The organism is Bradyrhizobium macuxiense (genome assembly GCF_001542415.1).
In the GTDB taxonomy this organism is placed as follows: domain Bacteria; phylum Pseudomonadota; class Alphaproteobacteria; order Rhizobiales; family Xanthobacteraceae; genus Bradyrhizobium; species Bradyrhizobium macuxiense.
In genome coordinates this window covers 65,213-77,524 of record NZ_LNCU01000019.1, presented here as the reverse complement: position 1 = coordinate 77,524, position 12,312 = coordinate 65,213, and the positions used below count along the sequence as shown (strand labels likewise).

At 58.9% G+C, this 12,312-nt stretch carries 10 protein-coding genes; 9 read left to right on the top strand and 1 reads right to left on the bottom strand.

Annotation, left to right across the window (positions count from 1 at the left end):
* The first annotated feature begins 387 nt into the window (after positions 1-387).
* Positions 388-1,137, top strand: a complete 750-nt coding sequence (locus tag AS156_RS04175; protein WP_066500634.1) for an SDR family NAD(P)-dependent oxidoreductase — start codon at positions 388-390, stop codon at positions 1,135-1,137.
* A 263-nt stretch (positions 1,138-1,400) separates the two neighbouring features.
* Here the strand turns inward: AS156_RS04175 and AS156_RS04170 are convergent, their stop codons facing one another.
* Entirely contained in the window at positions 1,401-2,354 is a 954-nt protein-coding gene (locus tag AS156_RS04170) for a helix-turn-helix domain-containing protein (protein ID WP_066500631.1), read from the bottom strand.
* 287 nt (positions 2,355-2,641) lie between these two features.
* Here AS156_RS04170 and AS156_RS41745 point away from each other — a divergent pair, with 287 nt between their 5' ends.
* The 8 genes from AS156_RS41745 to AS156_RS04135 all read left to right on the top strand — a co-directional run bounded on the left by AS156_RS41745 (position 2,642) and on the right by AS156_RS04135 (position 12,169).
* Positions 2,642-2,908 (top strand): hypothetical protein, encoded by a 267-nt coding sequence (locus tag AS156_RS41745; RefSeq protein WP_136625996.1) that lies wholly within the window; start codon positions 2,642-2,644, stop codon positions 2,906-2,908.
* 149 nt (positions 2,909-3,057) lie between these two features.
* Positions 3,058-6,687, top strand: a complete 3,630-nt coding sequence (locus AS156_RS04165) for a PAS domain-containing protein (protein ID WP_245312545.1) — start codon at positions 3,058-3,060, stop codon at positions 6,685-6,687.
* Positions 6,684-7,331: a response regulator transcription factor gene (locus AS156_RS04160; RefSeq protein WP_066500384.1), complete on the top strand. Its 648-nt coding sequence runs from the start codon at positions 6,684-6,686 to the stop codon at positions 7,329-7,331. Before AS156_RS04165 ends, AS156_RS04160 begins: the two co-directional genes overlap by 4 nt.
* Positions 7,328-7,720, top strand: a complete 393-nt coding sequence (locus AS156_RS04155; RefSeq protein ID WP_066500382.1) for a response regulator transcription factor — start codon at positions 7,328-7,330, stop codon at positions 7,718-7,720. Before AS156_RS04160 ends, AS156_RS04155 begins: the two co-directional genes overlap by 4 nt.
* Complete coding sequence (locus AS156_RS04150; RefSeq protein WP_430641776.1) at positions 7,710-8,402, top strand: response regulator transcription factor; 693 nt, start codon at positions 7,710-7,712, stop codon at positions 8,400-8,402. Before AS156_RS04155 ends, AS156_RS04150 begins: the two co-directional genes overlap by 11 nt.
* Positions 8,403-9,051: 649 nt before the next feature.
* A complete protein-coding gene (locus tag AS156_RS04145) occupies positions 9,052-10,536 on the top strand; it encodes a GAF domain-containing sensor histidine kinase (protein WP_066500378.1) in 1,485 nt (494 codons plus the stop codon).
* Entirely contained in the window at positions 10,533-10,922 is a 390-nt protein-coding gene (locus AS156_RS04140) for a response regulator (protein ID WP_066500377.1), read from the top strand. Before AS156_RS04145 ends, AS156_RS04140 begins: the two co-directional genes overlap by 4 nt.
* Positions 10,919-12,169 (top strand): adenylate/guanylate cyclase domain-containing protein, encoded by a 1,251-nt coding sequence (locus tag AS156_RS04135; RefSeq protein ID WP_066500374.1) that lies wholly within the window; start codon positions 10,919-10,921, stop codon positions 12,167-12,169. The genes AS156_RS04140 and AS156_RS04135 overlap by 4 nt, the downstream gene beginning before the upstream one ends.
* Positions 12,170-12,312 lie beyond the last annotated feature (143 nt).

Sequence of the window (12,312 nt, the reverse complement as noted above, 5' to 3'; positions counted from 1 at the left end):
GTACTCACAACTGGCCAGCTCAGAGCGGGTATCCAATCCTGTCCACGCAAACTCCGTGGAATCGCCATTCCGGCGGTTCCACGTAAGAGGGCTCGAAGACTAGTAGAGTTCTACGACCTCGAATCATGGAGCTGTTGAGAAATAGCTCGGAGCCAGGTTCTGCGCTGACGCGAGGGTCCGTTTCGAAAAAAATCAGATCCGGCACTCGGATGATCAGATGAAGAACAACGGACGGGTCAATCGGCGACAGCGTTCGCACCGCGGTTGGAGGGTCGAGAAAATGGCCGATTTCGAAAAGGGGACCTCTCCCTGAAGTCGAGCGAACGTTCAAGGTCACGACCTTGTCGAAATCTATCTTCCTCCAAGTTATTCAAGAGAGGTTACATGATGAGTGTTCTTCGCGGCAAAACGGCTCTGGTCACAGGTGGAGCGAGCGGCATCGGATTAGCTGCTGCAAAGCTGTTCGCGGCAAACGGCGCGCAGGTGATTATCACCGCGCGAACGCAGCCCGCTTTGGATGCAGCGGTTGCGGAGATTGGAGATGGGACCCTTGCGATCCAGGGAGATGTCTCGGACCTGGCGCATCATGATCAAGTTGCTCAAGGCATCCGGCGGCGATTTGGCGGGTTGGATATCTATTTTGCCAACGCCGGCGTCATTGTCATCAGGCCTTCGAGCGAGGTCGGTATCGATGAGTTCGACGCGCAGTTTGCGATCAACGTGCGCGGTGTGTTTTTCGGTGTGCAGAAGGTCGCGCCGTTACTCCGGCACGGCGGATCGATCATTCTGACCAGTTCGATCGCCAGCAATAAGGTGCTGGACGGCCATGCGGTCTATGCTGGCAGCAAAGCGGCGATTGAGGCGTTCGCGAGAAGCTGGGCTTTGGAATTCAAGCACCGCGGCATTCGCGTCAACGTCCTGAGCCCTGGACCTGTCGACACCCCGATCATCAGCAAGATGGGTGTTTCTGAAAGCGAGAGGCCGTCGTTCGATACCGCGCTGGCGAAGGTAATTCCGCTCGGCCGGCTCGGCCAGCCCGAAGAACTCGGCCGTGCTGCGTTGTTTCTGGCGTCCGATGCCAGCAGCTTCGTCACCGGTGCCACCTTGCGCGTTGACGGCGGCATTTCGCTGGCGTGAAAGACATAAGAGATCGTCATTACTGCCAAATACCTGCTTCGTAAAAGAGAACGACGGCCGGCCCGATGTGGGGAAAGGCCGGCCGTCGCGACGAGCCGAGCGCATGGGGGCAAGCGCCGCTCGCATCACCTAGCGTCAGGGCGGCCGCTAGGATTGCTCGGTCGAACCCGTATCCTGGGTCCGACTTGAATAGTCGCGATGGCGTAGCGAAATTGATCTGTGGCCGCACCAGAGCGATTGACGTCATTGAAGAGAAATTGTGGTCAACGAGCGCGCCTTCGCCAATCGCTTGGTGTCTCTCCAGTCAGTTTGCGGAACGCGGCCGCAAACGCTGTTTGCGAGCTATAGCCAAGCGCCGCCGCGATCTGCGCCACTGAATTGTTGGGGTCACGCAGCATGATGATTGCCTGTTCGAGCCGATATCGTCGCAGCCAGTTATGCGGCGAAAGCCCCGTGCTCTCCTTGAACGCACGACAGAAATGAAAGCGCGACAGCCTGGAGTCGGAGGCCAGGGCGGCGAGCGAAACGTCCGCATCGCTGTCCGACCGTAGTCGCTCGATCGCCCGACGCAATGCTGCCGGTGAGAGGCCACCGAGTGCGGGGTGATGAGCCGGAGGCTGACCGGTGTGGGCCGAGAGCATGCGCGTTGCAAACAGATCGCTCAGTTGTTGCCTGAATAGATTGTCGAGTGCCTCGTTGCCTTCCACAGTATCGGCCGCGCTCACGAGGAGCCGTGACGTCACAAGGTCGGGATACGTCGTCCGCTCGACAAGATCGTGCGGCGTGATGATGTCCGCTTCCCGGGCAACACGTTCGAGCGTTGCTTGTGGAAGGTAAAGCTGAATAATATCCATCGATCGGTAGATGTCCCAGCGGGACATCGAACCGGCCGGAATGATGGTGACGGTGCCGTCGCGTGCCGTTCCAGCGACGATTGAATTTCCGTTGCGTCGCTCTAGTCGTTGGACCGTACCGACATACGTCATGATGACGTGATCGGTCATCGGCTTGACCACCTCGTGAAACGCGTCATGACTCCACTGTGCGATGGCGCCGCCGGATAAATCTGACGCGATGTGCACTGGCGTCGTCTTCAGAACGCGTGACATCTCATTGACTGGACGACGAAGGCCGGCGACCGGCGTGTTGTCGCCCTGGCGGGATATATCAGTCATCTCAGATTCTTGCCTACCGTCGGAAACGCGAGGTTTGCTCATGGACGCCTCGCCGCGCGATCGCGTCTGCTCGGGAGAACTCGCTCGGGCGCGCAGCATCCGGCCATAACGGGGAAAAATGCGCGTGACCGGTCTAGCCGCCAGCGTCGATCAAGATACTTGTGCTGGACGATTTCCAGTATCTTGATCGAGAGCCGGCACAGGGCGCTGACGAAGTGCCAGCTGCTTCGTCGGCTAATGACATAGGTGCAAGCGGGACAATGCATAACAGTCTCTCCTCGCGTGGCAGACACCTTCCGCGGGCGTTTTGGAGCCGGCGGGCGCTGTGCGTGACGCGGGAAAACTGGGAAATTCTTCGCAAGTCCGATACTGTCTATCGGGATAGCTTGCGCCCTGCTATTGGTCAGGTCGAACTGGATGTGGAGCAGGCAAGGCTTATCTTTGGAGCCATCTTCTTGAGGAATGGCCGGCCCAAGGAGCTATTTGAACGATATCATCTTCGTATCAGCGGCTGCGCCAGAACGATTGCCGCGTTTGAAGAGCGATTGCGGTTAACCGATGCGTCGCCGCCGCGTATCGTGAGGCTGCTTCCATAGTTCTTCGTGGTTGCCTATCATGGATTTCCATGAGATGCCGCCAGGCCCGGCCATGATAGATTTCCGGTGAAATCCCTGAGTTGGGACGGACGCCAGGCTGAGGGGGCGAGGTGAGGCATCAGACCGTCTCACGCCGGGAGCCGCCGATAATGATCACAGCACCTTACCTTGACCGCTTCGGCTTCGCATTGGCGGGCTGCGGCGCCGGACTCGTGTTGGCGCGGCTGATCAACTCGCCGATCGGTCATGTTGCTGCGATTGCCGCGGTGATGGCGGCCCTTGGGCTCGTGATGGCAGCCGTGGCTCTGCTGGCCGATCGCAAGCGCGTGAAAAGGGTGAGCGGCAAAGCCGAACAGGCACTGCGGATCATCGAAAGCATGCCGGCGCTCGCGTGGTTTGCCGATGTGGAGGGCAAATTTCTCTATACAAGCCGAAGTCCCAGGGTTTTCACGGGATTGCCCAAAGAGGATCTCGCTGCGACGAAGGATGATGAATTCGGCTTTCGAAACGTCGTTCATCCGGATGACCTTGATCGTCTTCTTCAAACCTGGCGTCGCAGCCTGCGAACGGGCCACGACTATAACTGCGAGCATCGCATGTGGCACGCGAACGGTGGATATCGCTGGTGCCGAAGTTTCGGCTTGCCAACGCGCGATGGCGATGGCCGCATCGTCGGCTGGTACGGCACCACCATCGACATTGACGAACTGAAGACAGCTGAAGCTGCACTGCGCGAACATGAGCGCTCGTTGCAGCAATTGATCGACACGGTCCCTGTGCTGATCTGGCGCTTGTCGCCGCAGGGCAACCCCGTCTATTTCAACAAGCAGCTGGTCGAGTATATTGGTGTGCCTGTTGCACAATTGGGTTCAATCGATGCGGTGGTTGAGGCAATCATCCATCCCGATGATGCGAGCGCCGTCCGCAACGCGGTTCAACGCGGGATCGAGACCGGCGAGGCCTTTGGGTTGAGACATCGCCTTCGTCAGTCAGACGGTACATATCGCTGGGTGGATGCGCGTGCCCAGCCGATGTGCAATGGCGACGGCAATATCGTGCAATGGTACGGTGTGTGTCTCGACATCGATGCCCAGATGCACGCCGAAGACGCGCTGCGGCGGAGCGAACGGAAGCTTCAGCAATTGACCGACGCGGTTCCCGCCCTGGTCTGGAGCACGGAGCCGGATGGCACGCCGACCTATGTCAGCAAGCGGTTCACTGAGGCCACAGGCGCCACGCTCGAGGATATCGCCTCGTCCGATGGCAGGCCGTCGCTAAGCGTCGTCCATCCGGAGGATCGGCCTGAGGCGATTGCAGCCTTCAGGCGGTCATGCGAGGCGGGTGCGCCCTATCTCCAGCGATATCGCCAAGTGCGCCGCGGTGGCATCTATCGCTGGACCGAGACCCGCGCAGAACCATTGCGCGACGATGCTGGTAACATCATCCAGTGGTACGGTGTCAGTGTCGATATTCATGACATGATGTGCGCCCAGCAGGCGATGCAGCATAGCGAGCGGCAGCTTCAGCTGCTCGTCGACACGGTTCCGACACAGATCTGGTGTGTGACCCCGAAGGGCGAGCCGTCGTACATAAACAAAACCATGATGGACTACATCGGTATGAAGTTGGAAGACTTCGATGCCGAAGGTGGTTTACGCAGTGCAATCGGAGACCTCGTCCATCCGGATGATCGAGATGCTCTGTATGGCGCTTTAAGCCATTCCTTCCGCACCGGCGAAAGGTTCGCCTTGAGATTTCGTAACCGCCGCGCAGATGGTATCTATCGCTGGCAAGAGGGACGCGCGGATCCGCTTCGCAGCGAGCGCGGAGAAATCATTCAATGGTACGGCACGAACGTCGACATCCACGATCAGTTGGCGACGGAAGAGGCTCTGCGGAACAGCACGCGACAGCTGCAGCAGATGATAGATGCCGTGCCCATCAACATCCTGAGCTTCGATCCCTCGGGCAAGCTCACCTCTGCCAGCAAGCGATATTTGGAGCGCGTCGGTACGCCGCCGGCGCACATCGAGGATTTCGAGGGCCTGGCCCGGCACTTGGCTCATCCTGACGATCTTCCGATCATGCTGCCAAGGGCACTCGATGGCTTTTCGACCGGAACGCCTTTCGTCAATCGTTTTCGCCGACGCGACAAGGATGATGCCTATCCCTGGATAGAAGCGCGCGCGCAGCCGTTGCGCGATGCGGGTGGTGCGATCGTTCAATGGTACATGGTTTCAATCGACATCGGAGACGAGGTTCGCGCGCATGAGGCGTTGCGAAAACGAGAACAGGAACTGTCGCAGCTTGTCGATGCCTTGCCAGTCCACATCTGGAGCTGGACGCCCGCCGGCAAGCTTGCCTACGTCAACAAACGATCCTTGGAGGATCTCGGCCTCTCCAGCGCGACCTTCGAGGACACCACCACGGTGGCGCGAGATCTGGTTCACCCCGAAGATGCTCCAGAGGTGCTGCGTACATCCCTCAGCTGTCTCAGAACTGGCGACCCCTTCATGATGCGGTATCGCCGGCGTTGGAAGGACGGCAGTTACCGCTGGATGGAGGGGCGCTGCGAGCCTCTGCGCGATCGAGATGGGAAAATCATGCACTGGTACCAGGTTTCCATCGACATCGACGATCAAGTGCGCACGGATGAAGCGTTGCGGGAGAGCGAACGATCGCTCCGCCAGCTTGTCGAAACACTCCCGGCCATGATCGATTGTGCAGCTCCCAATGGCGAGCCGATCTACCGCAGCCAGCAGCTGCGCGAATTTCTCGGCTATGAGCTTGACGCATTGGATGGCACGGGAAAGACCCGGCTCGACGGAACACTCGATGCGGGTGTGCATCCCGACGACCTCGCGGGGGTCAAGGAGAGATATGCCCATAGCCTGGCGACTGGCGAGCCATATGCACGCCGGCACCGGCTCAGGCGCTTCGACGGTGAATATCGCTGGGTCGAGACGCGCGCCGAGGCGATGCGAGATGCCGAAGGCACCATCGTGCAGTGGAATGTGATGTGTCTGGATATCGATGGCGAGGTTCGAGCACAAGAGGCGCTGCGTCTCGCGCAAGAGCGGCTGGCGCGCGCAAGTCAGGCGGCGAGCCTTGCCGAGCTCTCGGCTTCGATCGCGCATGAAGTGAACCAGCCGTTAGCTGCGGTTGTTGCCAACTCGCATGCCTGCCAACGATGGTTGTCGGCGGAGCCGCCAAACATCGATCGCGCTCACCGGACAGTGGAACGGATCATCCGCGATGCTAATGCGGCGGCCGATGTGGTCAGCCGTATCCGCGCGCTGTTCAAGCAATCGATGGATTCGCGCGTCTCGATGACGCTTGCCAGCCTCGTCGCAGAGGCGCGAGAGCTCATGGCGGAAGAAGCATTGCGGCGCTCTGTCCGCATGGAGTTCGAGGTCGAGAGAGGCCTGCCGCCTGTCGCAGTCGATCGCGTGCAGCTTCAGCAGGTTCTGATCAATCTCATTCGCAACGGCATGGAGGCGATGGAGGCTCTTGCGAATGGCAAGGTTCTGCGCTTGCGCATGCGCCGCGTTGCGGCGACGATCCAGACCGAGATCAACGATCGTGGCCGCGGCTTGGAGCATCCGGACAGGATATTCGAACCGTTCTTTACGACGAAGGCGCACGGGATGGGTATGGGACTCGCGATCTGCCGCTCGATCATCGAGTCTCACGGTGGAAAATTATGGGCGGAGACGAACGAAACGGCCGGTGCGACGTTCATCTTTACGTTGCCGATCGAAGCGAGAGACGCTGCATGACGAACGACGATTCTATCGTCTTCATTGTCGATGACGATATCCGCATTCGCGAAGCGCTTGGCGAATTGCTGGCGTCGTATGGAATTGCGACGCACGCTTTTGCGTCCGCCGGGGAGTACGTCGAGGCGGATAAACCGAAGCGGCCAGCCTGTTTACTCCTAGATGTCGAACTGCCCGATATCAACGGCCTTGATCTGCAGAATCAGATCGCGGATGGGGATCATCCACCGATCGTGTTCATAACTGGGCATGGCGACATTCCCTCGACAGTTCGCGCCATCAAGCATGGCGCCGTGGATTTCCTCACCAAGCCGTTCAGCGATGCGGCTCTTATGCAGGCGATCCGCACCGCGTTGGCGCAAGACAGGAAAGCACGCGCGGAGCGCGCGGACCTTGGCGTTCTCAGGCAACGTTATCTCGATCTGACGCCGCGAGAGCGGGAGGTGTTGCCGCTTGTCACCAGTGGGCTTCTCAACAAGCAGGCCGCCGCCGAACTCGGCATCAGTGAAGTCACGCTTCAGATCCACCGCAGGAACGTGATGCAGAAAATGGCGGCGGTATCGCTGGCGGATCTAGTTCGGATTGCAGAAAAGCTAGAGATCCCGGTGACTCATTCGCGCCGGACAGGAGAAGACGAAAAGTGAGCCAAAAACCGGTCATCGCGGTTGTCGACGACGATCCGAGAGTTCTCGAGTCTCTGGAGAACCTGTTCGAGTCGGTCGGCTATACCGTGGCTACATTTTCATCTGGCCAGTCACTGCTCACGTGCGATTTGTCGAGTATCAACTGCCTCATTACCGATATCGGCATGCCAGGCATGGACGGCTTCGAGCTTCTCGACATCGTGAAGAAAACGCGACCGAAGCTGCCGGTGTTTCTTTTGACCGGCCGCCACGAGATCGGCGATCAGCACCGGGCGACCGGTAAGGACATCAGCGGCTTCTTTACGAAGCCGTTCGGCGGGCAGGATCTGGTCGCCGCCATAGATCATACGCTGGGCGACATCGATCTGGAGGGCAATAATGATCAATGACCCGATCTCGTTGCGAAAGTCGGCTTCGGGAAGCAAACGGCCGCGAAACGAATCCAGTCAACCGCTGGTGATTGTCGTCGATGACGATGCAGCAGTACGTGAGGCCTTGGAGGAGTTGATGCAGTCGGCCGGCATGGAATGCGCCAGCTTTGCATCGACGCGCGAATTGCTCGAAACAGACGCGCTAGACAGGCCGGGCTGTCTGGTTCTCGATGTACGCATGCCGGAATCGAGCGGCCTCGATCTGCAGCTCCATCTCACCGCAAGTGGCAATTCCAAGCCGATCGTGTTCCTGACCGGATATGGCGACATTCCGATGAGCGTGCAGGCCATGAAGGCAGGGGCGATCGACTTCCTTACCAAACCAGTGCGAGACCAGACGCTGCTCGATGCCGTGACCGCCGGTATCAAGCGAGACGTTGCGCAGCGGGCTGAAGCTAAAGTCATGAGATCGAATCTCGACCGACTGGAGACATTGACGCCGCGTGAGCGCCAAGTGCTCCACGAAGTTGCGCGTGGGCGGGTCAACAAGCAGATTGCCTTTGATCTTGGTATTAGCGAAGTGACGGTGAAGCTTCATCGCGGCAACGTTATGCGCAAGATGAAAGCGTCGTCGATCGGAGAGCTAATCCGAATCTGGGAGGCGCTCCCTGTCCCGATGCGCGCGGCATGTGCTGCTTAGAAGGCGCCGGTGTCTGAGCGAGAGTACCATCGTTCCCGAAATCGGTGCTGGTGCTATCGGTCCCGCTGGGCCAAGCAATGTTTCGACTCTATTCGGGCGAAGATCATTGGCGCGCAAAAAGAAATGCCCATCCGGCAAGCCCCCATAGTGAATCACTGGCAGTGGCGACGTTGATCACCTTGCGCCGTGTTGGGACCGACCTCGCCAATCCAAGAACGTAACAGGGCGCTCATGGTCGTCGCGCTCACCGCAATGGCGATAAGAGCCATCATGCTAAAGAGTAGATATTCCCACCTTTAAGTCGTTCTGGTGCAACGGAGTTTCTGTGGGGCGACTTCTGCGATCGAGAGGTCGGCCTATTGAGGAGCTCGCGGGGCTGAAGCTGTGCATCAGAGCGTTTGACCACCGGCATGGATTGATTCGCATGAGTGGGACCAACTGGCGACGGCGCACACGTTGGTAGCAATCGCCCTTCAACCGCATCAATCCCTCTGGTGCAGGTTCTCGACCGGTGCCTTAACTATTCGATTGTGGCTACAGTAGGAAAGGAGACGAGTATATGCCCAGGCAACGCTCTATCAGCGATCTCCGAACCCGCCGACGTGCTCGTTCGCACTTTGGCGCCAACTCAAACATCTGATGATCGACCATGGGCATCGCGGGAAGTCGCAAGATCGAGGAACTCGAGCGGGAGCTGCAGCGCACGACCGCCGATAATGCAAACTTGCAAACCGAACTCACGATCGCACTGGAGAGGCAGAGCGTCACGGCGAAAATCCTCAACGTCATTGCTCTGTCGCGGACAAACGTTCAGCCGGTCTTTGATGTCATTTCCGAAAGCTCCCGGCGATTGCTAGGTGGCGAGACGGCGTTGGTGACGCGAGTTGTCAACGATGAGGTTCATCTTGCTGCGTGTACCGTCGGAAGCGAAGTTGGCGACGCGGAGATCCAGGCGACATTCCCAGCGCCGCTGACGTCTTCGGGGATTCACAGTCGGGTTGCGTTCACCTCGACGATGGCGTTCCGCACCGATGTCGAAACCGAGCCCGATGTACCGCAGCCTGTCAAGTACATGGCGCGCGCGCGGGGATATCGCAGCATCATCGTAGTACCCATGCTCCGCGAGGGCGTGGCCATCGGCACGATCGGTGTATCGCGCGCGGAGCCCGGCGTGTTCAGTGACAGCCAAATCGATCTCCTGAACACGTTCGCTGATCAGGCTGTCATCGCAATTGAGAATGCACGGCTGTTCGAGGAGGTTCAGGCACGCACTACACAGCTCGCCAGATCGCTGGATGACCTGCGCGCTGCACAGGACCGTTTGGTGCAGACCGAAAAGCTCACCTCGCTCGGGCAGCTCACCGCCGGAATCGCGCATGAGATCAAGAATCCGCTTAACTTTGTTAACAATTTTGCTGCTGTCTCGGTAGAGTTAATGGACGAGGTCAACGACGCGTTCGCGCCGGTCGTGTTGCCGGTTGATGTTCGTGATGAATTCGACGAACTGCGGGGGTTGTTGAAGGACAATCTCCGAAAGATAGTGCAGCACGGCAAACGCGCGGATTCGATCGTCAAAAATATGCTGCTCCACTCGCGTGGAGTCGGCGGCGAGCATCGGCCAACAGACATCAACGGATTGGTCGAGGAGAGTCTCAATCTCGCGTATCACGGAGCTCGCGCCGAGAAGCCGCAGTTTAACGCCACTCTCGTACGCAATTTCGATCCCGAAGCCGGCGTTGCCGTGGTATTTCCCCAGGAAATCACGCGCGTGCTGCTGAACCTGATGTCCAACGGCTTCTATGCGGTGGCCAAGCGCAGCAGCGAAAGTCAGGTCGAATTTGAACCCACGCTGAACGCCAGCACGCGCAACTGCGGCGATGACGTTGAGATTCGTATCCGCGATAACGGCGTCGGAATTTCACCCGAGGTCAAGGATAAGATGTTCAATCCGTTCTTCACGACCAAGCCGCCCGGCGAAGGTACTGGGTTAGGATTGTCCATGAGTCACGACATCATCGTGAAGCAGCACGGCGGCAGGATCGATGTAGAGACCGAGCCCGGTGAGTTTACCGAGTTCACCATCCTGTTGCCGCGTGGGAGCAATATTTCGAGCAATAGGGGAAGTGAGCCATGACTGTCCTGGTTCTGGTGGTGGATGACGAAGAAGATGTCGAGGTGTTGTTCCGTCAGCAATTCCGTCGCGATCTTCGCGCTCAGCGTTTCGCGATGGATTTTGCCGGTTCCGCGGCGCAGGCGCTGACGCGCATTGCGGACACCGGCGAGCAGACGTTGATCCTGATTCTCTCCGACATCAACATGCCAGGGATGAACGGTCTCGACATGCTTCCAGAGGTGCGCGCCCGGCGACCGGATGTGCCTGTCATCATGATCACTGCCTATGGCGATGCAGAGACGCGCAGGACGGCGCTGGACAGGGGAGCAAAGGGCCTGCTGACCAAGCCGATCGATTTCGGGCAACTACGCCAGGTGATCGAGTCACGGCTGGGCCCGACCGCATGACAGCAACGATACTCGTGGTTGATGACGAGTCCGATCTGGAGGTGCTCGTTCTGCAGCGATTTCGCAAGCAGATTCGCGAAGGGAGCATCAACTTCGTGTTCGCTCGAGACGGCCTTGAAGCGCTGCACTCGATCGAGCGGCATCCCCAAGTCGATCTGGTAATTATGGACATCAATATGCCGCGCATGGACGGCCTTTCGCTACTCGCGAGATTGCAGGAGCGGGAAGACAAGAAGTCAGTCATCATAGTTTCGGCCTACAGTGATATGAGCAATATCCGGACTGCGATGAACCGCGGGGCCTTCGACTTCTTAACCAAGCCGATCGATTTCGCAGACCTGGAAGCCACGATCCGAAAGACGCTGCATCACATCGAGGTATTGCGCGAGGCGCGCCAACGTCAGGCTGAAGCCGAGCGTGCTCATGCGTCGCTGTCACGCTATTTTTCACCTGAGCTCGCCAAGCGTCTCGCGGCGGATGGCGACGACGATGACATGCAGGTGCGGTGGCGTGACATTGCCGTGATCTTCACCGACATCACGGGCTTTACCTCGCTCGTGGAGACGGCTGCTCCGGAGGTTCTGGCCGAGTTGCTGAATGAATATGTCGGCGGCCTGACCGATGTCGTCTTTGCCCATGACGGCACGGTTGCGAAGGTGATCGGTGACGCCATTCAGGTCTTGTTCAATGCGCCGGGCGATCAGGCCGATTACGCGATGCGCGCGATCGCTTGTGCCCAGGAGCTCGATAAATGGGCAGAGGGATTTCGCATACGTTGGAAGCGGAAGGGCGTCGAGTTTGGCGCAACGCGAATCGGCGTGCATGCGGGTCCCGCGCTAGTGGGCAATTTCGGCGGCGATCGCTTCTTCGATTTCACTGCCTACGGCGACACGGTTAACACCGCCGCTAGGCTGGAGGCCGCGAACAAGACATTCGGGACGCGCATCTGCGTCAGCGACGCGGTCGCGAGCGGGGCAGGCGACTTCAGGGGGCGGCCAGTCGGCGATCTCGTGCTGCGCGGACGTAGCGAGCCCCTCCGCGCCCATGAGCCGCTGTCGGCGGCGACGTTCAACGCGCCAGCGACCACTCAATATGTGGAAGCCTTCAGTAAACTGAAGACGCACTGCGCTAGCGCCATGCCGGCATTTGCCGCCTTGGTCGGTGTACATGCCGATGATCCGCTCGCGAGCTATCACCTGAGACGGCTACTCAACGGCGCGAATGGCATCCGCATTGAGGTGAGGTAGAGTTTGAAGGAACCTAAACAGACTTGATTTGAGCTTTATCATGCGGATTGCGGGTCAGAGCCAAGTCGACTGCGAGGCGGTGGCCAACCTTGTCGGATTCCGAGTCCCGTCAACGCGGCGGGTTTTGGGCAGACCGGACACCC